Annotated in this window: 22 protein-coding genes and 1 CRISPR repeat array; of the genes, 7 read left to right on the forward strand and 15 right to left on the reverse strand. The window is 37.9% G+C overall.

The genetic code is table 11. The features are described from left to right. The 3 genes from rnk to EXE10_RS11270 all read right to left on the reverse strand — a co-directional run. Positions 1-398 (reverse strand): nucleoside diphosphate kinase regulator (gene rnk / locus EXE10_RS11260; protein WP_130113425.1); only part of this gene is annotated, 398 nt, incomplete at its 3' end. Positions 399-560: 162 nt separating this feature from the next. Then, on the reverse strand, positions 561-1,814 hold the full coding sequence (gene glyA / locus EXE10_RS11265) for a serine hydroxymethyltransferase (RefSeq protein WP_130113426.1): 1,254 nt from the start codon (positions 1,812-1,814) through the stop codon (positions 561-563). 187 nt (positions 1,815-2,001) lie between these two features. After that, positions 2,002-3,240 carry an alpha/beta hydrolase gene (locus EXE10_RS11270; RefSeq protein ID WP_130113427.1) on the reverse strand — a complete coding sequence of 413 codons (1,239 nt, stop codon included), beginning with the start codon at positions 3,238-3,240 and terminating at the stop codon, positions 2,002-2,004. A gap of 355 nt (positions 3,241-3,595) precedes the next feature. Here EXE10_RS11270 and EXE10_RS11275 point away from each other — a divergent pair, with 355 nt between their 5' ends. From EXE10_RS11275 to EXE10_RS11285, 3 genes are all read left to right on the forward strand, one after another. Then, a complete protein-coding gene (locus EXE10_RS11275) occupies positions 3,596-4,297 on the forward strand; it encodes a DUF3820 family protein (RefSeq protein WP_087552564.1) in 702 nt (233 codons plus the stop codon). An 85-nt stretch (positions 4,298-4,382) separates the two neighbouring features. After that, positions 4,383-5,078, forward strand: coding sequence for a hypothetical protein (locus tag EXE10_RS11280; RefSeq protein ID WP_130113428.1), 696 nt, complete (start codon positions 4,383-4,385; stop codon positions 5,076-5,078). 240 nt (positions 5,079-5,318) lie between these two features. Beyond that, positions 5,319-5,669: a hypothetical protein gene (locus EXE10_RS11285; RefSeq protein WP_130113429.1), complete on the forward strand. Its 351-nt coding sequence runs from the start codon at positions 5,319-5,321 to the stop codon at positions 5,667-5,669. A gap of 96 nt (positions 5,670-5,765) precedes the next feature. Here the strand turns inward: EXE10_RS11285 and EXE10_RS11290 are convergent, their stop codons facing one another. Both EXE10_RS11290 and EXE10_RS11295 read right to left on the reverse strand, forming a co-directional pair. Then, on the reverse strand, positions 5,766-6,032 hold the full coding sequence (locus EXE10_RS11290) for a YeaC family protein (protein ID WP_068975373.1): 267 nt from the start codon (positions 6,030-6,032) through the stop codon (positions 5,766-5,768). A 2-nt stretch (positions 6,033-6,034) separates the two neighbouring features. Beyond that, positions 6,035-6,973, reverse strand: a complete 939-nt coding sequence (locus EXE10_RS11295; protein ID WP_068975374.1) for an NAD(+) kinase — start codon at positions 6,971-6,973, stop codon at positions 6,035-6,037. A gap of 157 nt (positions 6,974-7,130) precedes the next feature. On the opposite strand from EXE10_RS11295, the gene mrcB reads away from it, so the two are divergent. Together mrcB and EXE10_RS11305 are read left to right on the forward strand one after the other, a co-directional pair. Continuing rightward, positions 7,131-9,524, forward strand: a complete 2,394-nt coding sequence (gene mrcB, locus EXE10_RS11300; RefSeq protein ID WP_068975375.1) for a penicillin-binding protein 1B — start codon at positions 7,131-7,133, stop codon at positions 9,522-9,524. Between the two features lie 92 nt (positions 9,525-9,616). After that, complete coding sequence (locus EXE10_RS11305) at positions 9,617-10,186, forward strand: tetratricopeptide repeat protein (RefSeq protein ID WP_130113468.1); 570 nt, start codon at positions 9,617-9,619, stop codon at positions 10,184-10,186. 39 nt (positions 10,187-10,225) lie between these two features. Here the strand turns inward: EXE10_RS11305 and EXE10_RS11310 are convergent, their stop codons facing one another. After that, on the reverse strand, positions 10,226-11,137 hold the full coding sequence (locus tag EXE10_RS11310) for an NUDIX domain-containing protein (protein WP_130113430.1): 912 nt from the start codon (positions 11,135-11,137) through the stop codon (positions 10,226-10,228). 140 nt (positions 11,138-11,277) lie between these two features. Here EXE10_RS11310 and hemP point away from each other — a divergent pair, with 140 nt between their 5' ends. Beyond that, positions 11,278-11,448, forward strand: coding sequence for a hemin uptake protein HemP (gene hemP, locus EXE10_RS11315; protein ID WP_004721884.1), 171 nt, complete (start codon positions 11,278-11,280; stop codon positions 11,446-11,448). 173 nt (positions 11,449-11,621) lie between these two features. On the opposite strand, the gene EXE10_RS11320 is transcribed toward hemP, so the two are convergent. The 4 genes from EXE10_RS11320 to EXE10_RS11335 form a co-directional block, all read right to left on the reverse strand. Beyond that, positions 11,622-12,980: a sensor histidine kinase gene (locus EXE10_RS11320; protein ID WP_130113431.1), complete on the reverse strand. Its 1,359-nt coding sequence runs from the start codon at positions 12,978-12,980 to the stop codon at positions 11,622-11,624. 64 nt (positions 12,981-13,044) lie between these two features. Beyond that, a complete protein-coding gene (locus EXE10_RS11325) occupies positions 13,045-13,716 on the reverse strand; it encodes a response regulator transcription factor (protein ID WP_130113432.1) in 672 nt (223 codons plus the stop codon). A gap of 203 nt (positions 13,717-13,919) precedes the next feature. Next, positions 13,920-14,279 (reverse strand): NirD/YgiW/YdeI family stress tolerance protein, encoded by a 360-nt coding sequence (locus tag EXE10_RS11330; RefSeq protein ID WP_087552557.1) that lies wholly within the window; start codon positions 14,277-14,279, stop codon positions 13,920-13,922. Positions 14,280-14,426: 147 nt separating this feature from the next. After that, on the reverse strand, positions 14,427-16,184 hold the full coding sequence (locus EXE10_RS11335) for a GspE/PulE family protein (protein WP_130113433.1): 1,758 nt from the start codon (positions 16,182-16,184) through the stop codon (positions 14,427-14,429). Between the two features lie 172 nt (positions 16,185-16,356). On the opposite strand from EXE10_RS11335, the gene EXE10_RS11340 reads away from it, so the two are divergent. Next, entirely contained in the window at positions 16,357-17,616 is a 1,260-nt protein-coding gene (locus tag EXE10_RS11340) for an MgtC/SapB family protein (RefSeq protein ID WP_130113434.1), read from the forward strand. A 5-nt stretch (positions 17,617-17,621) separates the two neighbouring features. Continuing rightward, a CRISPR array of direct repeats spans positions 17,622-19,091; the repeat unit is 28 nt; unit sequence TTTCTAAGCTGCCTACATGGCAGTGAAC. A gap of 131 nt (positions 19,092-19,222) precedes the next feature. Here EXE10_RS11340 and cas6f read toward each other — a convergent pair. The 5 genes from cas6f to cas1f are packed head-to-tail and all read right to left on the reverse strand — an operon-like array spanning position 19,223 to position 25,240. Then, entirely contained in the window at positions 19,223-19,813 is a 591-nt protein-coding gene (gene cas6f, locus EXE10_RS11345; protein WP_130113435.1) for a type I-F CRISPR-associated endoribonuclease Cas6/Csy4, read from the reverse strand. A gap of 10 nt (positions 19,814-19,823) precedes the next feature. Further along, a complete protein-coding gene (gene cas5fv / locus EXE10_RS11350; RefSeq protein WP_130113436.1) occupies positions 19,824-20,834 on the reverse strand; it encodes a type I-Fv CRISPR-associated protein Cas5fv in 1,011 nt (336 codons plus the stop codon). 11 nt (positions 20,835-20,845) lie between these two features. Then, positions 20,846-21,835, reverse strand: a complete 990-nt coding sequence (gene cas7fv / locus EXE10_RS11355; protein WP_130113437.1) for a type I-Fv CRISPR-associated protein Cas7fv — start codon at positions 21,833-21,835, stop codon at positions 20,846-20,848. Position 21,836: 1 nt separating this feature from the next. After that, positions 21,837-24,275: a CRISPR-associated endonuclease Cas3'' gene (locus EXE10_RS11360; protein WP_130113438.1), complete on the reverse strand. Its 2,439-nt coding sequence runs from the start codon at positions 24,273-24,275 to the stop codon at positions 21,837-21,839. Beyond that, a complete protein-coding gene (gene cas1f / locus EXE10_RS11365; protein ID WP_130113439.1) occupies positions 24,272-25,240 on the reverse strand; it encodes a type I-F CRISPR-associated endonuclease Cas1f in 969 nt (322 codons plus the stop codon). Before cas1f ends, EXE10_RS11360 begins: the two co-directional genes overlap by 4 nt. Positions 25,241-25,363: the final 123 nt, after the last annotated feature.

Genomic DNA, 25,363 nt, shown 5'->3' on the forward strand with positions numbered 1-25,363 from the left:
AAATCACCTTCTCTTTCAGGCTGAAAAAGCACTTTTTCAATTTTAATCTTCATGGTATGACCATCTGGTTGTGGCCATTCAATTTCTTGACCTTCAGCTAAACCAAGAATTGCAGCACCCACAGGAGCAACGATGTTCACTTGACCTTTATCACCGTGAAAATCATGCGGATAAACCAAAGTGATTTCTGTCGACTCTGTAGCAGGTGCAATAGTAATCAACACTTTTGCATTCATTGTCACAACATTGGTTGGAACATCTTGTGGTGCAACAACATCAGCTCGCGCCAATTCTTCTTCTAAATGTTGCATTGTTGGCGTCAATTTCGCCTGATGCTCTAACATCGTTTCAAGTCGGTTTAAATCTTGTTCAGAAATAATAATATTCGGTTTTGCCATGTGCTTAATTCCTTTGACCTTTCACATCATTTGCTATAGCAGTGATCATTTTAATAAATTCTATTTCTTTTATAACAGATATTTATATCGTAAGTGGAACTATTCCACTTTTTACTTCAGCATAAAAAAAGCCCCCTTGAGGGGGCTTTCTCAAGTCAATGCTTATTTTACATAAACTGGGAATTTAGCACATACCGCTTCAACTTTCGCTTTCACAGTATTGATCACAGCTTCATCACCTTTCGCATCAAGGATATCTGCAATCCAACCAGCCAAGTCACGAACTTCAGCTTCACCGAAACCACGTGTAGTTACAGCAGGCGTACCAATACGGATACCAGATGTAACAAATGGAGAGCGTGGATCATTTGGTACAGAGTTTTTGTTCACAGTAATGTGAGCAGCACCTAACCATGCATCAGCATCTTTACCAGTAACATCTTGCTTAATTAAAGACAACAAGAATAAATGGTTTTCAGTACCACCAGAAACCACATCATAACCACGAGCGATCAATACTTCAGCCATCGCTTGAGCATTTTTAACCACTTGTTGTTGATATGTTTTGTATTCAGGTGCCATCGCTTCTTTAAAGCAGATTGCTTTAGCCGCTACAGCGTGAACTAAAGGACCACCTTGGTTACCTGGGAATACAGCAGATTGAAGTTTTTTCTCGATTTCTTCATTTGCTTTTGCAAGGATTAAACCTGAACGTGGACCACGTAAAGTTTTATGTGTAGTCGTTGTTGTTACGTCAGCAATTTGAACTGGGCTTGGGTAAACACCCGCAGCAACTAAACCTGCAACGTGTGCCATATCTACGAATAAATATGCGCCAACTTTGTCCGCGATGTCACGGAAACGTTGCCAATCAACGATTTGGCTATAAGCAGAGAAACCTGCCACGATCATACGTGGTTTGTGTTCTACAGCTAAACGCTCAACTTCTTCGTAATCGATTTCACCAGTTTCTGGGTTTAAACCGTATTGAATTGCATTATACGTTTTACCAGAGAAGCTAACTTTAGCACCGTGAGTCAAGTGACCACCGTGAGCAAGGCTCATACCTAATACTGTATCACCAGGATTAAGAAGTGCTAAATAAACTGCTGAGTTTGCTTGTGAACCCGCATGTGGTTGAACGTTAGCATAATCAGCACCGAATAATTCTTTAGCACGATCAATCGCCAATTGCTCGATCACATCTACATATTCACAACCGCCGTAGTAGCGTTTGCCTGGATAACCTTCCGCATATTTGTTAGTGAGTTTTGATCCTTGAGCTTCCATTACTGCTGGTGAGCAATAGTTTTCAGATGCGATCAACTCAATATGAGCTTCTTGACGAGCATCTTCTTGAGCAATTGCTTGAGCGATTTCTGGATCAAATTCAGAAATAGAGATATTGGCGAACATTAGCGAGGTCCTATGAATTAGGGCTTTTAAGCCGTGCTAAGATTGCGCGCATTGTAACATGAAATAATCGCTTATACAGAATGAAGTTTGCTCTGTTTTAAATAAAAATGGTTCATGCTTAAAACACGAACCATTTGATTAAAATATGATGATTTTAATATCCATCATGATGTACATAATCATGAATTTATTGAGCAGGCATCATGCTTTTCACATCATTCACAATATTCGCTAAATTTGCCGTGTACGCGGTGGTATGATCCCACTCCGCTTCAGTACGATACGTTATGTTACTTTGTTTCGCACCATCTCCTGTGAGTAAAAAGTCTGTCACTTTTTTCGGTACTGTTGCATCCGCACCACCCTGATAAATAATCACAGGCTGATTAAGTTTAACTTGTAACGGTTGAGACTCTGAAATAAGGAATGTGCTCACAGCAGATAATTCAAGAAAATTACTCTGTGTTCTTGGATAACCTTCTAGTGAATAATTATTTTCAGACGCATATTTCATCATCCCGCCTCCCAACGTCAGCCCGACATCCCCTGAACATAATGTTTCAGCAGATTGTGCTAGTGTATCTGTTGGGGATTTAAAAACCTGACTAAAAGTTAGTTGTGGATTTTTATTACGTAAGCCCGCTGTAATCAATGCCGTATAGGTATCTAAAGAAGCCAATGTTGAAATTTTAGCACTTAAATCAGTCATTTCATTTGCTTGCGCTTCACCACCCAGCAAAATTAAAGACAGATTAGATGCAGGTGCAACAGCAATCGTTCCTTTATAGTTCAATTGTGCTCTTGATGCATATTGAGCAGCACCTAATGCAGCTTGTCCACCTTGAGAATGTCCAATCGCCAACCAATCCTTACTGACAGGCTTACCTTGTTTTTTAATATAATCTCGTGCAGCTACGACAGCATCTGTAATCGAATAAGCTTCACTTTTTAAATTTAAGAATGGATGTGCTTCACGACCACTTGGCTCACCTAAACCTTCATAATCTGGCGCAACAACCACATAACCCTGAGCAAGTAATTGCTTCAATAATACTTCTGTCCCTTTTAAACCTTGCTGACTTGGTGCGCATTTGTCCGCTACACCTGTAGTCCCATGCGCCCATGCAACCACAGGCCAACCTGCTGCTGGCGGTGTAGTTTTAGGCGTAAACACCAAAGCTGTTGCTTGAGTCTCGGTGCCATTCACCCCTTTCATCTTATAAGTCATTAAAACACTTTCAGCTGCGACGGCACTCATATCATCTTTAGAATAAGCCGTTGGGATTCCCACAACTGGATTGGTAATATTATTGGCATTCGGATCAGTACTCCCAATGATTGAACTACCATTATCATCACTATCATTACAAGCACTTAGGATTAAACCAGAACTTAAAATGAGCACCGTTAACAGATTTCTTTTCATGTGACTTATCCTTAAACACAATTTTAAAATTTTGTATGCAAACTACATTTCGCACGTTAATTCATCAATACGTCAAAAAAATATGTTAGGCAAGCATTTTTATAGCGAATTTTTAACAATCATTCTATAAATCAAATAAGCTCTATAAGTAGATTAAAATTTAAGAATAACAGCCAACTTATTGAGAATTTTTTTAATCTCGCCATCACATTTTGGTCATTCAAAAATTATGGACATCGGATATTGATAATAAAGTTGTCGTTAAAATAAAAATATCACGCTTTAAATTGTATTCATTTCTCAAAAACGCTAGTGTAATAAAGTTTTCCGTTTTACTGGCTTGGGAATAAAAGGCATGCAGGCAATTATTTTAGATACTGAAACTCATACGCTGAATGGTTTACCCATTGAAATTGCTTATGCACCGATCCAAATTCAAGCTGGCAAACTCAGTCTAGACCGCGAAAAAATGTTTGATCAGCTCTATAGCATTGGCGATGAAAAAATCGCTTTCGGTTCAATGGCTGTGCATCATATTTTAGAATCAGATTTGATCGGACAACCGAATTTTTCCAGTTTTACATTACCCTCAGACACGACCTATATCATTGGACATAATATTGATTATGATATTCGTGCAATTCAACAATGTGGCGTAGATACATCTCAGATCAAAGCCATTTGTACCCTTGCCCTTGCGCGTTTAGTTTGGCCAGATGCCGAAGCGCATAATATTTCCGCACTGATTTATATGATCAGTAAAGGCAGTGAAAAAGCACGCGAAATGTTAAAAGGTGCGCATCGTGCAGATGCAGACATTATTTTGACTGCCAATATCTTAATGCATATTATTTATCATTTGAAAATTCAAACAATTGAAGAGCTTTATGAGGCATCAGAAGATGCCAGAATCCCACGTAGTATCAATTTTGGGAAGCATCGTGGTACTGCGATTGCAGAATTGCCTAACGATTATGTGCAATGGTTGCTTCGTCAGGAAGACTTAGACCCATATCTGCGTAAAGCACTCGAAAATGCGAATTTAATCACACTTTAAGCTTATGATTTGTAATAATAAAGTCATATTAGTGTAATTTTCATTCTTTATCCTAGAGTCATTTTATTGGGGAATAAATTGACTCATGGAACATTATATTAAAACTGATTTAGGCATTCAGGCATTACAACAGCGCTCTTTTCAACTTAATGCCCGCCAAAGACAGCTCTTACTTTTGATCGGAACAGATGACTTTAAAATATTGAATAGTGGATTAAAACAACGCCTAGCCACACCTGAACTGATTCAACAACTCGAAGATTTGGGGCTCATTTTTCAAAATCAAACTCATCAAGCAAATCCCATCACAATTGAATCTACTCAGCGCCAACAATCCCCTGTTCAAATTATAGACACAAAAAATTCAAATCAAAAACTCGAATCAAAGAACAAAGAATACCCTACTGAGATTACTTCACAGCAAGACTCTAAAGAATCATCAACATCCAACATTCAAGTCAGTGAAAAGTTAATTGAAAATGTCCAAGCCAAACCAATACTCGAAAATGTTGTTAAAACCGTAGAATCTATTCAATCCGAACGTATAAGTCTTTCTTTTAATGAAATTCAACAAACAATGTCTAATTTATTGCAAACCCATTGCGGACTCATGGCAAAGCAACTCATCGTCAAAATACAACAGGCGACATCAGTACGTGAATTAAAACTTTGCCAAATGCAATGGATTACCGCTTTACAGGAATCAAGAATTTCACCGATCCTACTGAATCAAACCATGCAGCAAATCAATTATTCATTACAACATTTACAATCATCTTAAATAAAGTAGATTTGCCAATTTTACAATCTTGATTTAGATAAATCAGAAGATCAACTTAGCGCTTTTAAAGTGCTTCTCAGTCTTTTTTTGTCTAATTTTTTAAATTTTAAAATAAACTTATCAATAACTTGTGAAATTTCACCATAAAATTAAAACAATTGAATCAAATACTTTAGACTTTTGCTGAATCAACGACATCGTATTTTGAACGTATAAAAGTTGTTTTGGGGAAATTTACAAATGACGCATGCACCGTATATCCAATTTCATCCTGCGGACGATCCAACTCAGCTCAGTAAAATTGGAAACTGGGTGATTACATTTTTGACTGATCAACATTCAAATAAAACACAACTTGCGATCACCAATGTCATCCCATGCCAAATTCAAGAGACACTACAACCTCGTCGATTTGTGATAGAAAATATGGAAATGGCTCAAAATTGGTCGATTCAATCCATTGAATGTTTTGATAGCACTTTAAATCAAACATCCAAACTGAACTTAGACTCTCGACAAGCTCAACAGTTGATTCAACAATTATTGTCTGAGTTTGAACGCTATGATGTTGAAGCTCTTTATAACGATTGACTATTGGGGAGTTACTAAAAATTTATTCATCCGAAAAAAAAATCACATGGCAATCTGACCATGTGATTTTTCTTTATTGTCCAATAAGCAAATAAATTATACAAAACGAATCGGTTTAAACTCAGGTTCAGGCACATGAGAATCACACTCCTCTCCTTCTTCCTTATGACCTTTGTCGATATAACCTGAACGCTCTTTTTCAGGAACATTTTGATGTTCCCAAGCAATCACAGCTTGCATACAAATTTGACGTTGCTCTGCGGTTAACACAACACCATTTGGCCATTTACCGATTTCAACGGCTGTTTTTAAACGCTCAACAATATCAGCATCTAAAATAGATAGCATTTGTTCAATATTCATGGTCAATCCTGCTGAAATGAATCAAAATCTTGATTCCAACCAAGTTTCGTACGACAAGCCATATAGAAGTCATAGCCTGGTGGATGTAATAGTATAAGTTTGAATGGATGTTTGCGAATATGCAAACTATCTCCAATATTGAGTGAAACACTATGTTGCCCATCGGCACTGACCATTGGCAAAACACGGTTTTCACGAATCAATATTTTAATTTCACTTTGTCCACCGACGACGATAGGACGAGATGATAATGTATGAGGATGCATAGGCACTAAAGCGATAGCATCCATACTTGGATGTAGAATTGGACCACCACCTGAAAGCGCATAAGCTGTTGAACCCGTTGGGGTAGAAACAATTAAACCATCACTGTGCTGACGATAGACGTACTGACCATCAATATTCAGTTCAAAATCGATCATGTGTACAGATTTACCTGAATGAAGCACCACATCATTCAAAGCAATTGCATCATAAATGCTTTCATTTTTAGAGCGAATTTCCATTTCTAATAGAAAACGGCGATCTAACTGGAAGTCACCTTTTAAGACTTGATCGAGTTTAAATAGAACTTCAGTCGGGGTAATATCGGTTAAAAAACCTAAACGACCACGGTTAACACCAAGTACTGGTGTATTGTATTTAACTAAAGCTCTTGCAGCATGCAGTAAAGAGCCATCACCACCCACCACAATAACCAAATCCACCACTTCGCCAAGGAGATTTTTACTGACCGTTTGCGTATTGGGATATGGAACCAAAGCAGCAGTAGCTGTATCAAAAACTGGATGTAAGCCTAAACTCAATAAATGATCATGGATTAAACACAAAGTATCAATCACTGATGATTTATCAGGTCTGCCAATCAAACCGATATTACGAAACGTTTTTGGTGAAATTTGCACAGGTGCGGTAGCTCCACTTAATATCTGAGATATAATAACACTTTCAGAATATTTTTATAAAATCATTCATAAATGAAAACAAATAGAAACTTTAAAATGCCTTTAAATTTGTTTATTTCACAGATTTATTATTGCAAATTTAAGAAAAGCTTCGCATGATTAGCGAAAATAAATTGGGTATTATCATCTATATATGAAGACCGAACGTGGTATAGGCTTAATTGCACTGATTTTTTGTGTATTGGTTATTGCTGTATTTCTCGCATTTAGCGTCTACTTAATTCGTCTCGACAATGTGATTCGAGATAAATTTGAAGGAAACCGTTGGGATATTCCTGCGAAAGTATTTGCTCGTCCTTTAGAAATCTATGCAACTGCGCCTATCGCTCAGTCTGACTTTGAACAAGAATTAAAACTACTCGGCTACAAAGGCAGTGATAGTTATACCAAATCAGGGACTTATGTTACCCAACCCAACACTGTTTATGTCCATACTCGTGGTTTCGATTTTGGCGACAGCGTAGATCCTGAACAAGTGCTTCAAGTTTCATTTACTGGTGATACGGTTGCAGATGTCAAAGCAACTAAACCGACCAATACTGGCATTGCACGTTTAGAGCCGATGTTGATTGGTGGTATTTACCCGCAACATAATGAAGACCGTGTCTTGATTAAGCTGAATAAGGTTCCAAAGCCTTTGATTGAAGCGTTAATTGCCACTGAAGACCGTAATTTTTATAAACATCATGGTATTTCGTTCCGTGGTACAGCACGTGCTTTAGTGAGTAACGTGACAGGTGGTAAGCGTCAAGGTGGTTCAACATTAACCCAACAGTTAGTGAAAAACTTTTTCTTAACCCCTGAAAAAACGCTAAAACGTAAAGTCAATGAAGCGCTGATGTCATTGCTACTTGAACTTCACTATAGTAAGGATGAACTTTTAGAAGCTTATTTAAATGAAGTGAATCTAGGTCAAAGTGGTAACTATTCGGTCAATGGTTATGGTTTGGCATCACAGTTCTATTTTGGTTTACCTTTAAGCGAACTCAATATTTCCCAACAAGCTTATTTGGTTGGCTTAGTACAAGGCCCAACTTTATTTAACCCTTGGAAAAATCCTGAGGGTGCGAAAAAGCGTCGTAATATTGTGCTGAACAATATGTTGGTCATGGGTTATTTAGACCAAGCGCAATATGAAAAAGAAATTGCTCGCCCACTCAATGTTGTGAGTAAACCTTCACTTGGCAATGCAAGTTTCCCTGACTTTTTAGATATTGTTCGCCGTCAACTTAAAACTGAATATCAAGAAACGGATTTGACCAATCAAGGTTTGAGAATTTTTACAACTTTAGACCCGATTGCACAAACACGTGTTCAAAATAGTTTTAGAGAAACAGTAAAACGTTTAGTCAGTTCAAATCCTGCTCGTTTGAAAGACCTACAAGGTGCAGTACTCATTACTCGTCCTGAAAATGGTGAATTGATTGCAGCTGTTGGCTCAACACAAGATTTCACTGGTTTTAACCGAACTGTAGATGCGAAACGTCAAGTTGGTTCATTACTCAAGCCAGTAATTTATTTAAGTGCTTTGGAGTCTGGTCGATATAACTGGGCATCGCAAATTGAAGACTCGCCAATCAGTATTCCAACCGATGGGAATAAGTCTTGGACACCGAAAAACTACAGTGGTAGTGGCTATGGTTTTGTCCCAATGTCACAAGCTTTGGCAAACTCCTACAACTTATCTGCTGTACGCTTGGGGAATGAATTTGGTATTTCAACATTTAGCAATAATTTGACTAAATTTGGCGTAACTTCAAAAATTCCAAACTACCCTTCGATTTTCCTCGGTGCTGTAGATATGTCACCAATGGAAATGACCAGTATTTACGGTAACTTTGCAACAGGTGGATTTAAATATCCAACCAAAGCCATCAGAACCGTGGTTGACTCAAATGGTCGCTTACTTGAACGTTTTGCATTAAATGTACAGCAAACCATTGACCCATCTACAGCCTATTTACTGAATTTTGGCTTACAGCAAGTGATGTCTTCAGGTACTGGTCGCGCGGCGTATGCGAGCCTTCCTGCTGAATTGAAACTTGCAGGTAAATCTGGCACGACCAATGATACCCGCGATTCATGGTTTGCAGGCTATTCAGGTAATCACTTGGCGGTGGTGTGGTTAGGCTTAGACAATAACAAAATAACTGGCTTAACGGGTTCATCAGGAGCATTACCTGTTTGGACCAATGTCATGAAACAATTGCGTCAAAAACCTGTGAATTTGCGTCAAACTGATGATATTTCATGGCAATGGATTAATTCTGGAACAGGTGAACTTTCTGCGCAAGGCTGTGCAGGTGCAATGTATATTCCATTGCTTAGACATACTGTACCGAATCGTGCTGATGCCTGCGGTGCTTCACATTACCAAGTTGAACCACAGTACATACCTGATACACAACAAAACAGCTCTCAAGCGCAATCAAGCGATAGTATGGACAACTATATCCGTGAAAGTGAAGACAGCATGGATCAAGATTCACGTGGACGTGTGATTTCAAGTGGCAGTTATAGTCATTGATATTAGAAATTGAGATTAGAAACTAATATTTGAAATTGGACACCTAAATTGATTTTTGGATGGTTGTTGATATGAAAAGTTATACCGCTCGTATGCCTAAGATTGGTTATGTCACCACGTTATTGACGATATTCGTGGTGACTGGCTGCCAAACTGTTCCCGAACAAAGCAACCATCCTAAAAAGCCGATAGAGAAACAACAAACCACACCTCACAAACAAGGTGTTCCGACACCTGATGGTGTGAAAATCACCCCTTATGAACGTCCTGAAATAAAACGTGAACAAGCTCCAGTGATTATTCCGCAACAAAAAGTTCAAAATCAAACATTTGATGATGGGAAAAATATTCCTGCTGTTCAACAACTTTTACAGCAAACTCAATCGGCATTTCAGAAAGGTCAATGGGATGAAGCTGAACGCTTCGCACTCAATGCACAACGTCTTGCCCCCCAATCAGCCGATGTATTTGCTTATTTGGCGCGTATCGCCAATCAAAAGAAGCAATATACCAATGCTGAATCTTTAGCACGTCGTGGACTCAGTTATGCACAAAGCACCACGCAAAAGAAAGTGTTTTGGAATGTCATTTTACAATCCGCACAACAGCAGAAAAATCAACAAATCATTGCAGAAGCATTAAGACATTTACAAAGTTTGTAATATCAATTTTTCAATATTCCTCATGCTTCCATAACACGATTAAAAATTACGAATCCCTGCAACACCATAAGCACCGTGTTGCTGTGCGATCTCTAAATCATTCGGCTTCAAACCGCCTAATGCAAAAACAGGAATATCTATACTTTCTACATAGCTTGCAAATGTATCCCATCCCAGACCATGTGCTTCAGGGTGCGATTCAGTAGCTAAAACAGGGCTTAAAATCACAGCATCGTAGCCGAGCACCTGTGCTTTTTGTAAAGAAACTAAATCATGACACGCTGCGATACATCGAATCCCTGTGGGTAATTGCCCTGCCATTTGCGCCATCAATTGATCATGTTTGAAATGAATTGCTGAAACCTTTTTCTGAATCTGTTCAGATAATTGTTCCCACAAATCCACATTGACAATCAATTTAGACAAAGCAATATCATCTAATTGTTGAATTTGATCAATTGCAGTCTGATCTGCCTCAGTTCGGAAATAAAAAAGTTTATGATTCAAATCAGCACCAGTAGTTTCAACAAGTGTATCAATCTCAGCTGAAATCTTAATCTGTTGCGCCCAAACTAAACGCTGAACAATCGCTTGATTGGCTTTAGGAAAATTCAGTTCTAATAATTGATCACGGCGATACCACGTCCAAGGCGTTTGAATATCATTGAGATATTTCTCAGGAACTTGTGCATGAAACAAGTGTAAATATACTTCTATATCTTCATATTCATGACGAATCACATCAAACACATGCCACTGTTGGATGCCGATTCCTACTTCCTCAAAAATCTCACGACGACATGCTTCAACTGGTGTTTCCCCAGCTTCAACTTTACCACCTGGGAATTCATATTTATTTCCCTGATGCTGATCTGCATTGCGCCATCCAACCAAAACTTTTCCACGGTGAAATAATAAGGCAATTGCCACATGAACACTGGGTTTAGACATCTAAACGAATCCCTGAAATTTTATAGAATTGTAAGCAATTATAGAAAATTTATAAATGATAAAAATTATCGTTGACAGAGCTATTCGATAATGATTATCATTTAAATCACTTAGACAGCACCCCACATGGAGTCACAATAATGAACGCACCTTTTAGCCTATTCACTCGTAATACTGAAGCTCACCAATCATTACCGATGTTACATTCAAACAATTTATTCGCACTTGGTCGTGAAATTCGCATCATGCATGCAGGAGAAGAATATCGTTTACGTTTAACACGTAACAATCGTCTGATATTGACCAAATAATTATAAGAATTTTAATTAAAACAAAAAACGTGGGAACAAGCAGTATGAATCAGCGCATGCTGCTTTTTTAAGTATTAATACATTTCAAATATTCTCCTCCAAGACTCGCCATTTTTTAAAATACTGATCAAAAAACACTAACCGTTGGATAAATCGAATAAAAACATTAAAAACTAATGAAGATAAAGACTCACTTTTAAACCTCCATGCTCCGAAGCTTCAATATGCATCTGTCCACGGTGCAACTCAGCAACCTTTTTACAAATGGACAACCCCAAACCTGAACCTTGCGTTTTCGTACCCAAAGCTCGATAAAAACGTTCACCCAAATGCTTTAAAACTTCTGGAGAAATGCCTTCACCATCATTTTCAATTTCGAATAATTCCCAATTGTTTAAATATCCAAGATGGATGTAAATATTTCCCTCTGGAGGCGTATAACGAATCGCATTGTCGATTAAATTTCGGATACAAATAAAAAGCAGTTCCTCATTGCCATATACTTTTAATTCTTCATTTTCAATGTGAAGCTGAATCTGTTTTTCACGTAATTGCGACGCTAAAGTCTGTAACACCTCTTGCGTGATTGCTTCCAAATCCAACCACGTTTTGACTAATTCACTGTCATCACTTGGATCTAAACGTGCCAAAAGTAATAAATTTTCGAGTACTTGTGTACCACGATGAATATCTTGTTGGATATTGTCTAAATACGGTTGTAACTCAGGTAAATCTTGATATTTACGTTTCAGCACTTGCAAGCGCATTTGAATTGCAGAGAGTGGTGAACGTAATTCATGCGAAGCATCCGCAGTAAATCGTTGCTCATTGCTGAGTGCTTGATCTAAACGCGTTAACATCTGATTGAGCTGATTGACCATTGGTTGCAGCTCTTGAAACTCTGGTTGTGGTTGCTGAATGATCGATAAATCTTGGGCATTTTTTCCTGCAATTTCATTGGAAAGTTGCTGAATCGACTTGAATTGTTTCTTAACTGAAAAATGCAAAACGCCCCATTGCACAGCCCATAACCCCAACAATACTGCAAGATAAGTGAAGAAACTCTGAGTGAGATCTTTAAACCGTACACTGAGTGGTTGTAGCATGTTCACCGTTAATTTTGAGTCATCATCTGTCGCTTGGTAACTTCGTTGCAAGCGTTGATCGATCCATACAATGTCATAGCCATTTTGTAAGTCTGTGATCATTCGTTTCTGTGCTACATGCTTTTTTTCTGTATCAATTTCATCTGCGGCAGACTCAGTTGAATCTGTTAGTAACTGTTGTCCATTCACCAGTTGATATTGGATATCAAACTCATCACTCAATTCATCCAGTTGTGAACCTGAGTTTTGACTAAGATCAGACTTCAACAGCATATCTGCAACTTCATCCATGATTTGATCTTGGACTTTCATGGTGTGATAAATCGAAATCCCCACCAAAAGCAATAACGCAATCAACCCTGCCACAATCGAACTGAGCATAGATGTTTTTATCAGTTTTTTTCGGAGCGAAATTGCTTGGGTCATTGTTGCCTTTTTAAATACCAAAATGAGTTGTGGATGAATTTATGGTTCAAGGTGCTGATCAGATTCAATCTTGTGTCTTATTCTGATTCATTCGATAACCTAAACCACGTAAGGTCTTAATCAAATGGCTCCCGATTTTTTTCCGTAATTGATAGATATACACTTCTATGGCATTACTTTCTATTTCATCGCCCCAAGCATATAAAGATTCTTCTAACTGTTCACGCGTCACCACATGTTCAGGTTTTTGCATCAATTTATACAGAATTTGAAATTCTTTAGCGGTCAAAGCCACCGCTTGCTGATCTTGGAAAACAGTTTTTGCTTGGGGATCTAGTACCAAATTGGCATATTTGATTTCATTGACATTACTCGACTGCGACTGTCTCAGTTGAGCGCGGACACGGGCTGATAATTCTTCAAGGCTAAAGGGCTTGACCAAATAATCATTTGCACCCAAATCCAAACCTTGGACACGATCTTGAATGGTATCTCTTGCTGTGAGAAAAATCACAGGTGTATCTGGATAAAGCTTTTTAAGTCGCTGTAGAATTTCATCGCCAGTCGCTTTAGGCAGACCACGATCTAAAAGCACACAATCATACTGATGCTGTTCGATAGCTAAAATAGCGTGATCACCACGTTCAACCCAATCAACATTATAACCATCCATTTCCAACCAAGATTTAATGCTTTCAGCCTGTGAGCTATCGTCTTCTGCAAGCAAGATACGCATAAAGCACCTATTTAATGGGTTAATGAATCAGGGAATCTCTGTCTTTTATAAAATAAATTACAAAATAAATCTGTAGGAACTTGTTGAATGCTTTGGCTAAAGCGAAAAAACCACATGTATCTACATGTGGTTTTAGTTTACAGACGCTTTAAATCAATCTTGTTAAATAAATTCTGCGACTGAATCAATCGGCTGTGAATGAATTAAAACTGAACAGCATCCACATCTATTTCAACACGTTTGGTTGGTTTGTAGTCGATATCTACTTCACCAATCAACGTGACTGTTGTATTCGGAGCAATCGGTTTACCTTGCCATAATTCATCATCAATATCGACAGTGATCGTACCCGTACTGTCACGGAATTGATATTTTTCATCACCAGTTGCTTTTACTACATGACCGCGCAGTTGTACCTTGGTATCATCTTTGAACGTCAAAGCTTGTTTTACAGTGGTTAAACTTGGTGTCAACGCTGATTGGTTGACTGCTGTATTTGCAACTGCAAATGTCGCTGTACCAATTAAACCTGCTGCTAAAATTGTTTTAGAAATTGAGTTCATCTTCTTACCTCATTGCTGTTTGTTATTTCGATAAAGCTATTTAAACAAATCAACATGAGGTGAATCTTAGGAATTCTTCATTTTCAATTTTAAATGCAAATTTTAATTTCCGCTTTTAAAAGTAAATCTTAGAAACTCATTTAAAAACTAATTCAAAGGTACAACTCTTAACACTTCTTCTAAAGTCGTCACACCTTCTAAAACTTTACGTGCGCCTGAAATTCGTAACGGTTCAATCCCTTCTTGCTTCGCTTGCTGCCTTAAATCATCCAAATTGGCATTAGCACTGATCTTTTGTTTGGCTTCAAGGCTGATTGGCATAAATTCATAAATCCCAACACGTCCTTTATAACCCGTATGACGACATTCTTCACAGCCTACAGCTTTATAGACAAAATTAGGCATTTTGGTCTGATAACCAAAAGTCAGATGTTTCCACTCTTGTTCATTAATAAAAGTTTCTTGTTTACAACTTGGGCACAGTCTACGAACAAGACGCTGCGCCAAAACGCCTAGAATGGTTGCAGCTGTTAAAAATGGCTGAACACCCAAATCATGTAAACGCGTCAAACTTGATGGCGCATCATTGGTATGTAAAGTAGATAGAACCAAATGACCTGTTAGTGCCGCTTGAATCGCCATATTTGCCGTATCTTGATCACGAATCTCTCCGACCATGATAATGTCGGGGTCTTGACGCATCAGCGCACGAATACCATCTGCAAAACCGAGATCAATGCCTTGATTGACCTGCATTTGGTTAAAACTCGGCTCTAACATTTCAATCGGGTCTTCAATGGTACAGACATTGACTTCTTCAGTGGCTAATTGCTTGAGCGATGAATACAGTGTTGTGGTTTTACCTGAACCTGTAGGGCCTGTAACGAGGATAATGCCATGACTATGTTGTGTCAGTGCCTGCCACTGCGATAATAGATGTTCATCAAAACCTAATTGTTGGAAACTACGTACCAACACTTCTGGGTCAAAAATACGCATCACCAACTTTTCACCAAAGGCTGTCGGCAATGTCGATAAACGCAGTTCTGTTTCTTGCCCTTTTGGTGTACGCGTTTTTAAACGACCATCTTGCGGTTTACGTTTTTCAGCAACATTCATCCGACCTAAAATTTTAATTCGTGAAATCACCGCAGTCAGTGTATTGGCAGGCATGTTATAAATCGTATGCAACACCCCATCGATACGAAAACGGATTTTACCTTTTTCTTTACGTGGTTCGAGGTGAATATCACTTGCACCCTGTTCAAAAGCGAACTGTAGAACCCAATCGACGAGTTTTACAATATGCTGATCATTGGCATCTGGATTTTGCGTATCGCCCAATTGTAAAAGCGCTTCTACGCCTTTATTTTCCTTATCATAAGCTCCTGACTTTTGTGAATTATTCACCGCACGGCTGACTTGATAATATTCAACCAAATAACGCTGTAACTGTTCAGGATTGAGTAAAACTTTTTCAATTTTCTTCGGGCTTAAACTCCGTTCTAAGTTATGTATCCAATCGGTGGTAAATGGTTGTGCTGTACCAATCAGAATCTTATCCGCACTCACCTCCACGGCGAGAATTTTATTTCTCAATGCAAATTCTTGTGACATCACACTGGTTAATGAAGTCACATCTGCTTTTAATGGATCAATAGTAAATAAATTGATCTGGGCTTTTTCTGCTAACCATTCGCTCAATGCTGTGAGTGTTAATCGTTTGATTGGATCTTTGGCATCAGGCAATTTGAAATGCGCAATCCATTGTAATGGATGCCATTTCAACTGTTCACGTTGACGATGTGTAGTTTGAATCAATAACTTTTCACGTTCGGTAATACGCTCATCTTTTAATAATTGTTCTAAACACCAAGCTGTATCGATTTCAAAATTAAATTGCATTGTTATATATCCCCAAAACTAGAACTACTATAGCAAAATTAGCTTTTATATCACTTGAATTTTTATTGTTCCTTTCATCTTTTGAATAAACTCAAAAATAGCTTATGTTTTTTTTAACTTTGTTATACATTTAAAAGACTTAATTAATTCATGGTTTTATTTGGGGAGAGCTATGAATTTTATATCTTTAAATCCGTTATCTCTTAATTCTTATACCGATTTTTTGACGATCATTGCTGCGGCTTTGGGTTGCGGACTTTTGATTGGTTTAGAGCGTGAACGCAGTAAACAACGTGAGAATCAGCATAGTTTTGCAGGTTTACGTTCTTTTGCAATTTGTGCGCTATTGGGCGCGGTTTGTTTTATTTTTGGTCCCTATTTCGGCATTATTGGCGCACTCGCTGTGACAGGTATTGCAATATATTCACTGAAAAATCAGATTGATGATCCTGGGGTTACCACTGAAATTGCGTTTGTTTTGACTTATTTTATCGGGGCAATGTGTCTGTGGAATATTTCCTATGCAGCAGGTTTATCCGTTATTTTAACGATTTTGCTCATGACCAAACATTCTATGCATGGGATTGCGGGGAAATGGATTACTGAGGCAGAATTTAGGGATGGTATTTTTTTACTGGCTTTGCTTTTAATTGCGTTACCTTTAACTCCAAATAAACCGTTTTGGGGTTCAGTGCTCAATCCTTATGTCATTTTAAAATTACTCACTTTAATTTTGACTGTTCAAGCTCTTGCACATATTGCCAAGCGTTTATTGTCCTCAAAAAATGCCATGATGCTTTCCTCTTTGGCTTCTGGCTTTGTTTCCAGTACTGCAACGATTGCAAGTTTAGGTTTAGAGGTTCGTAATGGTCGTGCTGATGCGAAAGCCAATGCTGGTGCGGCATTGATGTCTTGTGTGGCGACACTTTTACAACTTTTAATTATTGTCATTGGGATAAGTTTGTCGTGGTTTAAAGTCATTCTTCTTCCAAGCCTTATTGCCATGTTGATTTTGATCATTTTCTCGGTATGGTTCATGCGTAGTTCTCAAACTTTAGAAAGTATTCAACAGTCAGACAGTCGGATGTTTAGTTTAAAAGAGGCTGCGATTATTGTTGTTTCGTTAACAGTGATTCAAGCGGGTGTCTATGGGCTAAATGTTGTTCTTGGTGATGCTGGGCTAATTGCGGGAACGCTTTTGGCATCTTTGTTTGAAATTCATGGCGCGCTTTCAACAATTGTGATTCAAGGCGAGCCTAGTAATTCAGTTTTAGCTTGGGCATTTGGACTTGGTTTGGGCGCACACGCAATTGCAAAATCGGTCAATGCTCTCCTTACAGGTGGAACACGTTTTGCTTTAGTTTTTGCTCCGATTCAAATTTTGCATATGACGATTTTTGTCCTGATTTTTTTCTGGATGCTTAATTTGTAGTGGTTTTTCTAAGCTGCCTACATGGCAGTGAACAGCATAATTTCCCAGTTCTTTGCCCGTTCTGTTTTCTAAGCTGCCTACATGGCAGTGAACATTTCATCACAGTGCTTACTGAAAAAATCCAATTTCTAAGCTGCCTACATGGCAGTGAACCTGATAATGTCACACCGCTTGTGTCTGAATCTTTTCTAAGCTGCCTACATGGCAGTGAACGTTCGTTTAATTCATATTTCGATGGAAGCAATTTTCTAAGCTGCCTACATGGCAGTGAACCACCGTAATGACCCTGTCGAAGTTGTTACAATTTTCTAAGCTGCCTACATGGCAGTGAACTAAGTTGTTGCTCAACCATCACCAAGTCATATTTTCTAAGCTGCCTACATGGCAGTGAACTTGGATCAAATGAAGTTCGCTCTATTGCTTTTTTTCTAAGCTGCCTACATGGCAGTGAACCATCGTTGAATAGAAAAGTAATTTTTTTCGATTTTCTAAGCTGCCTACATGGCAGTGAACTGAGCGAAATTAAAAATTGAGGGTCTTGACATTTTCTAAGCTGCCTACATGGCAGTGAACTTGCTTGGATGATCGAAGCCAAAAAGCATTTATTTCTAAGCTGCCTACATGGCAGTGAACGATCCTGAAAATTGTGATTTTGAAGAGTACAATTTCTAAGCTGCCTACATGGCAGTGAACCAAACTATTCTGAGAAGTCGGCAGGTTCAAAATTTCTAAGCTGCCTACATGGCAGTGAACTGATCGGGGCTTTTTTATGGGGTGTAGAAAATTTTCTAAGCTGCCTACATGGCAGTGAACATTGAAGATGATTTGACGATTGTATGTCACGCTTTTCTAAGCTGCCTACATGGCAGTGAACAAGGTTATGTTGCTGGATGGAATGACGATGGTTTTCTAAGCTGCCTACATGGCAGTGAACCGTTATTAGACTGGCTTGATAAAAACTCAGAATTTCTAAGCTGCCTACATGGCAGTGAACACCCACAAAAACCGCCTCGGGTCTGAAACTTCTTTCTAAGCTGCCTACATGGCAGTGAACTATGTAAGTTATTGATTGTTCGTAAACTGATTTTTCTAAGCTGCCTACATGGCAGTGAACATACGTTGACTTCTACACAAGGTTAGTCAACATTTCTAAGCTGCCTACATGGCAGTGAACCACATGCTGCCGAAGATAACTCAATTGATATTTTTCTAAGCTGCCTACATGGCAGTGAACAAAGAAGTTCAATGTTGTGCTGGATAGTGAGTTTTCTAAGCTGCCTACATGGCAGTGAACAGAACGGGCAAAGAACTGGGAAATTATGCTTTATTTCTAAGCTGCCTACATGGCAGTGAACATGTCGGTGAGCGCCCTGTTCTACTCAGTATTTTTCTAAGCTGCCTACATGGCAGTGAACGCGTGATGAAGTTTTAGCTCCACGTGATGCATTTTCTAAACTGCCTACATGGCAGTGAACAGTAATTTTATAGCAAAAAATAAAGTTATAACAGTGAGTTAAACCTTAAAACCTATAAAAGGCCCAAGTTTTAGCCCACGTTTATAACCTATTGATTATATTAAACTGTTAAAGAGTGAAAAAATATTGGGTTAAAATTCAGGTACAGACGATACTGAACTTAAACCATAAGTGCTAAAAACCTGAGTTTCAGATTTTGGCACAGATTTCTTTTCGATAAACAGTTTAAAACTTTTTTCAGATGTTAAACTTTTCATCTGGATATAAGGCAAGTCTGTAGTCGTGACCACATTGCTATAACGCGCCAATGCTTCATCGAAACCAATATCGCCACGTTTCACACGATGACGTGCCAACCGCTCAGCATTAGTTTTGACCTGTTTACGACTATAGGTTGCATAACCTGAAATTTTAGCTTCAGGCACATCACGAATAGATGTGATATGCAAATAATCAGTTAAACGCTCCAACCATTTGGAAATGTTTAATTTCTCTAGATCTGCCTGAGTTTCAGCAAAAAGACGGATTTTTTCACCTAAAAAGCCGATGCCTTTTTCAGCATTAAAACGATACTGAGGAAAAGATAATCCAATATTGACTTTGTTATCCGCATCTTTGATTTCGGCAAATGCAATATGCAACTGCGTATAGATACGTGACCATAATTCATAAGGTGAAAAATCATCATTTTTCATCAAAGTCACTTCAATATAATATTTCATTCAAATGACCTCATCGAATATCTGTAACATAGGCAAGCCCTTTTTTACCCAAGTAAAAAGAGGATACACCTGCATCTTCAATCTTTTCTTCTAAATCCCGTGCTTGCTCTTTAGAAATATTTAGATTGATAATGAGTTGACCACTCGCCTTACTCAAAATCGAAACCACTTCCCCCTCGCCTTTTTTCTTCTCTTTCAGTAAAAATGGGTTACCCCAAATTAACTTTTTACTGCCTGTCGTGTAACGATCCATAAAGTCTTTTTTAGTAAATCCACGCTTTGAAATACCACTAAGACCGCCACTTTTTGTTAAGGCATTGGAAAGATCATACTTTTTAGACAATCGTTCAATTTGCAAATATAAAGCCGAAGCATATAAGCTAATTAAAGGTAACTGTTCTTTGGCATTGAGATAATTCACATCATCAAACTTACTTTGTAAAATATCCAAAGCATCTTTGACTGAATCAACAGCATCAATTGCTTTTTCAGCACTCAGTAATTCAATCTGACCACATACTGAAATTGGATCAAGCTCAATATCAGTTTGAACCTGATATTTTTCATCACAAATAAACTGAGCAACTTCATCTACATCCAACCAAAGAATGCCCCATAATTCAGAAGAATATTCTGACTTAAATGCAGGATCATTTGCTTTAATCATTCCTGTGAAAGAGTTCTGATCAGTGCTTCCAGAGATATTTCGGATATATACCATTTCATTACTGATCGTGGATTTATCGATAATATCCTCATCTTTCAGGATTTTTTCAATCTCTGAAAAGTAATATTCTTTATCTTGACGCGCTTGATAAAGCTTTCGTTGCTCACCAATTAATCGGTTTAAAATCCCCATCACTGTGTCTTTAGACACATCACGCTTTTTATAATTTCCCGCTTGTTTCAATGTTGTCATTGATGCGATGAAATTACGCCCTCCTTTCGGTAATGGTTCATTATTTGAACCATCTAAAAAAGAGTTACGCCATGAGGATTCATATTCAATAATAATCTGCATCACTCACCTCATTATTGCGCTTCAAAATAAACCGCATAATCTGTTTGAGGTTCAGTGTTTGCTTGATCAGGATGACGTTTAATACGCATCATTTTATGGCTATCATTATAATCAACTTCCAAAGTATCAACACACATATAACCTTTGGCTTGTTTGATCACTAATTCTTGAAGCATATTAAGCGTTTCATTTACTAGAATATCAATCGCCGTGTTATCCAATAAAATCCCAACTTCACCCTCATTAAAAATCGTACCTTTGCGTACATAATTTTTATGGAAAATTGCTTTCGGCTCTTTAGTTGGATCTAAACTTTTAATAAAGTTTTGTACGGTTTCAGCAATCTTTTCACCTTCACCTTCTTTAATCAGCATAGATGCTCGGTCAAATTTTTTATCGAGTGAAATAAATTGCAGTTGCTCAATACTGATTGAACCATAAGCTTCGTATTCAGTATCACCAAATGTGGTTTTAGAGAAAATTGAGTTCTCACCACGCTTATATGTTTTTGTACCATCGGCTTGCGTAATTTCCTCACTTGAACTCGCATTTGAAAGCTGTTCGAAATTACCATTACCCAATTGATCAATAAAATCCGTAATTAATAAAGGACTTGTACGTTTACATTGACTTGATGGCACAACATAACCACGAATTAAGCCTGTAATCGAAGCAACAACATCAATCAAGTTTTTATCTTTGGCATAATGTAAGTCAAATGACTGTTCACGGAATAAATGATGACGAATACAGTTTTGGCTGATGTATAACGGTGTTTCATCAAAATTAATATCTGATGCTTCTTTACGATATTTATAACCTGTTTCTTCTTTAATTTTACCCGATAAATTACTGAATCCACGTAACTTAGGTAAAGTATGGTTATCAACCGTCTTACCATCATTTCCTGTCAATGATGTCGGACCATTCCAATTCACAACCCCATAACCATACGCTGTGATTTTAAAGTCTACGCTTTTCACGCCTGTTACTTTAGCCATGTTATTTCCCCTCTTGTGTTGTTGTTAAAAACTTTAATTTATCTAATGATATTGAGCCGATTGGCTGTTGATCTGTGACTGCGTAATAGATTGCCTCAGGATGTCGAACACCTGTTCCACCCACTTTATTGAGATCATCTTCGATATAACTTAAATACAGTGGATAATCTGCATCTCGTGCATAATTCTCCAATACAGCACAACGAGCTTGTTGTTTTTTCTCAGGAATCCCTTTGACTGGATGTGTCGAATCGACATTACCATGCTTCTGCGCAATAAAAGTAATCAATCCTAAATCTCTGATAATATTTAAAGATTCTGCCAGATTGTCATATTCAGTTTTATCATCCAAAGGTGGTGTATAAGCATATTCATTTTCAAAAATTGGCTGTCTAAAATCATTTAAATTTAAAACTGCCAATTGTACAAAACGGCTGTCACCACGTAATGAGTTTTTACTGATCTTAGACTTTTTCTCTGCCGTTTTAGGCTTCATGACTTTAGTCGGTTCAGTGACTTTTTTATTTAATAAATCAATGCTTTTCTTTAAAGCCTTATCCATATCCTGAATAACAGCAGACTTATCATTCAACTGCACTTGATGTGCGTAAAATTCACGATACAGCGTATATAACTCAGCGATCTTAAAGACTTTCCCATTTAAACGATCTTGCAAGAAGTCATACCATGCTTTTGTGGTTTGTAAACTATTCAATTGATTTAAAAAGTAAGCCAATGAACCTTTGCAACTACCATTTTTAACATTTTCAGTAATCGCAACCTGTAAAATATTCACTGCATCATTTTCACCAAAACGATCTAAACGCCCCATACGCTGTAGCATATTTTCAGGTGAAGTCATTTCACTCAACATATGTTGACTCGTAATATTAAGCGAAGCCTGAACAATCGGACCTAAAATTTGGTCGATTGTGGTAACAACGACATCACCCGAAAATGGTTTTGGTTCGTTGAGCGTCTTACCGTTTTCATGAATATATTTAAATTCACCTGTCAAAATTTCAACTTTTGCATCAGGTAAATAATCCTGTGTTAATTCCTCAAAAATCCCTTGGCAGACTTGTACACGAGGACATACCCAAATAATTTTCTTGGCATCTTTCAGTCGTGCCCATTCCAAAGCAATTTTGGTTTTACCACAACCTGCAGGACCTGCAAGCACTGCAATATCACGTAAATCTGCAAGCTCTTGCGCAACTTGATTCTGCTTTTGTGTTCTTTCACTATCAGGGAATTTCGTTGCTACATTTTTCAAATGTTCTGCTAAATCAGATAAAATTTCCTGATCTTCCAACAATTCATCCAAACGTTTTTCAGCAATAAAATCCACCAAATCTTGCGCTGTTTGCTTAGATACAATTCGATCAGCACTGATCACACAAGCACGTAATAAATTATGCTGTGCATTAGTTTGAATTTTACCTGTCAATACATCCGTTGAATCTGTACTTGCATAAGATTTAAAATCGGGAAAGCTTCGACTTTTGAACATATATTCAAAATTTTCAATCAATCCTGTGCAGTCCTCATCACTCCAAGGTAAATGCTGTTCTATTAACTCTACTGAATTGAAGTGTTTAGCAATTCCATTCATGCGCTTAATAACATAGGTACTATTTTTAATCAAAACTGCAAATTGTTCTGCACCGATATTCTTCATTAAATATTCATACGCCTTATAACTGCCTGTAAAATCATCATTTTGACGATATGGCTTCGCGTGATGCCAATACAAAACATGTTGAATACTTTCTTTCTGACGATTATTTAAATTTTTACATTGTTGCTCTAAAAGATTAAATATCAACAATGAAATTTCATTATGACGTGGATGTTTATCAAAACTGAATTTACCTTTTTCGATATGTTGTCCGTCCTCAATATCATCAGGCTGTTTCGCTTTTTTCACCCAATCCTGAAAATGAGGGTCTAACTTTCCTAAATCATGTAAGCAACCTGCTAGAAATGCCACTTTAGAGAGGTTTTCATATTCTTCATTATCCACCACTTTTTTAAACAATTGCTGTGCTAAATAACCAATTGCAAATGAATGCTCAGCCAAAGGCTGTAAGTGTGTATTTGCGTAAAATTCGTCTTTCTTTGCTTTCATTGTCATCACATCCATAAATACTTCTTTTTGGGTACTATTCACAGGAACAATCCCCTCTGAATTAAACTTATTCCGATTCCCCACCACCCACAGCAATTCACTTCTACGTCGCCCACGTATCCAATGACAACTCACCGCAGTACTTTTGGTCACGGTTTTACGAAGTAACTTTTTTACAGCAATCAAACCATCTTCCGTGATTACGGTTTGCCACGTGTTATCCCCGATCCGATCTGCAAAAGCATCTAGTACACGGCGAGTACGTGGAATCGCTTTCTTTTCACATTGAGAAATGAATGTCACGATCATAATGTATCTCCATCCACATCATGATTTTTGCAAGCTTGCAATTTGACTTGATCAAACATGAAATCAAGACAGCGATGCTCGGTAAATTTCTGCAATACCTGCTGACGGAACTCCTGCTCTGTCATTTTTTCTTTGGCACAGATAAAAGCATAAGGCAGAACCACAGCATCCTTGATCAAATCTGCCACATCAAAGACCAAAGCCCCACGGCGGGTTTTACCATGCATGACTGCAAAGCCATGTGGAATGCCTAATACCCAAAGTGTCGTTGCTGCTAAACCATAGGCTAAATAATTCCCATGATTAAGAAAATCATTGGCTAAATCACCCTGTTCAAGATTACGGCTAAAATCTTTCGAGCCTGTACGTGTCGCAGAGATTTTATAAAGCTGTTTGGTGGTCGCAGCTTCAGCAAGCAATAAGTCACCGACTTTATTTAAATTTGGAATTTTCTTTTCAAAACCATTTAATGCATTTTGAATATCAAGATCATCTAAATAAAAACCTTCGGCTTTTAAATCCCGATCTTTGTCCCAAATTTTTCGGATAAATTCAATCCGTGAAAGCTGAAATTGCTTAGCAACTTCTAAACGCTTTTGATCATCAAACCAGAACTGCATCCATCCCTGCATGTATTCCGTTGGGCGATACTCACTCTGTGGCGTCATCCATTCTATTTCACAACCCATAAATAACGGCGTTCCGCCACCGCCACAAAAACCGACCAACACGCCTGCACTCGCAAGCATACGCATGGCTGCCTGAGTGATGGACGTACCTGTGCCAAGCATCACCACTGTGGTATTGGCAATGGGAATATTCCAGTATTGGTTTTCATTTTTAGCTTCGGTCAGATACAGCACCCGACCATCTTTTTGCATGACACGAGCGTGTTCAAGATAGTAAATATTGGCACGTTTTGAATGTAATATTGCTTTTAAATCAGAAGGATTGAGCTGTTCCATTTTTATAAAGATTATAATGAGTTAACCTCAGTATAATCATAATAATAGGAAGTTATAGTTATACCAACGAATGATACGACAATATACGTCGCTTAAAAATCAAACCATTTTATTGATGATTTT

The organism is Acinetobacter sp. WCHAc060033 (assembly GCF_004209125.1).
In the GTDB taxonomy this organism is placed as follows: domain Bacteria; phylum Pseudomonadota; class Gammaproteobacteria; order Pseudomonadales; family Moraxellaceae; genus Acinetobacter; species Acinetobacter wuhouensis.

What these genes read in the sequence shown, in the direction of transcription:
- glyA (WP_130113426.1), bottom strand. Translation starts at nt 1,814, where the DNA reads ATGTTCGCCAATATCTCTATTTCTGAATTTGATCCAGAAATCGCTCAA.
- EXE10_RS11270 (WP_130113427.1), bottom strand. Translation starts at nt 3,240, where the DNA reads ATGAAAAGAAATCTGTTAACGGTGCTCATTTTAAGTTCTGGTTTAATC.
- EXE10_RS11275 (WP_087552564.1), top strand. Translation starts at nt 3,596, where the DNA reads ATGCAGGCAATTATTTTAGATACTGAAACTCATACGCTGAATGGTTTA.
- EXE10_RS11280 (WP_130113428.1), top strand. Translation starts at nt 4,383, where the DNA reads ATGGAACATTATATTAAAACTGATTTAGGCATTCAGGCATTACAACAG.
- EXE10_RS11285 (WP_130113429.1), top strand. Translation starts at nt 5,319, where the DNA reads ATGACGCATGCACCGTATATCCAATTTCATCCTGCGGACGATCCAACT.
- EXE10_RS11290 (WP_068975373.1), bottom strand. Translation starts at nt 6,032, where the DNA reads ATGAATATTGAACAAATGCTATCTATTTTAGATGCTGATATTGTTGAG.
- mrcB (WP_068975375.1), top strand. Translation starts at nt 7,131, where the DNA reads ATGAAGACCGAACGTGGTATAGGCTTAATTGCACTGATTTTTTGTGTA.
- EXE10_RS11305 (WP_130113468.1), top strand. Translation starts at nt 9,617, where the DNA reads ATGCCTAAGATTGGTTATGTCACCACGTTATTGACGATATTCGTGGTG.
- EXE10_RS11310 (WP_130113430.1), bottom strand. Translation starts at nt 11,137, where the DNA reads ATGTCTAAACCCAGTGTTCATGTGGCAATTGCCTTATTATTTCACCGT.
- hemP (WP_004721884.1), top strand. Translation starts at nt 11,278, where the DNA reads ATGAACGCACCTTTTAGCCTATTCACTCGTAATACTGAAGCTCACCAA.
- EXE10_RS11320 (WP_130113431.1), bottom strand. Translation starts at nt 12,980, where the DNA reads ATGACCCAAGCAATTTCGCTCCGAAAAAAACTGATAAAAACATCTATG.
- EXE10_RS11325 (WP_130113432.1), bottom strand. Translation starts at nt 13,716, where the DNA reads ATGCGTATCTTGCTTGCAGAAGACGATAGCTCACAGGCTGAAAGCATT.
- EXE10_RS11330 (WP_087552557.1), bottom strand. Translation starts at nt 14,279, where the DNA reads ATGAACTCAATTTCTAAAACAATTTTAGCAGCAGGTTTAATTGGTACA.
- EXE10_RS11335 (WP_130113433.1), bottom strand. Translation starts at nt 16,184, where the DNA reads ATGCAATTTAATTTTGAAATCGATACAGCTTGGTGTTTAGAACAATTA.
- EXE10_RS11340 (WP_130113434.1), top strand. Translation starts at nt 16,357, where the DNA reads ATGAATTTTATATCTTTAAATCCGTTATCTCTTAATTCTTATACCGAT.
- cas6f (WP_130113435.1), bottom strand. Translation starts at nt 19,813, where the DNA reads ATGAAATATTATATTGAAGTGACTTTGATGAAAAATGATGATTTTTCA.
- cas5fv (WP_130113436.1), bottom strand. Translation starts at nt 20,834, where the DNA reads ATGCAGATTATTATTGAATATGAATCCTCATGGCGTAACTCTTTTTTA.
- cas7fv (WP_130113437.1), bottom strand. Translation starts at nt 21,835, where the DNA reads ATGGCTAAAGTAACAGGCGTGAAAAGCGTAGACTTTAAAATCACAGCG.
- EXE10_RS11360 (WP_130113438.1), bottom strand. Translation starts at nt 24,275, where the DNA reads ATGATCGTGACATTCATTTCTCAATGTGAAAAGAAAGCGATTCCACGT.
- cas1f (WP_130113439.1), bottom strand. Translation starts at nt 25,240, where the DNA reads ATGGAACAGCTCAATCCTTCTGATTTAAAAGCAATATTACATTCAAAA.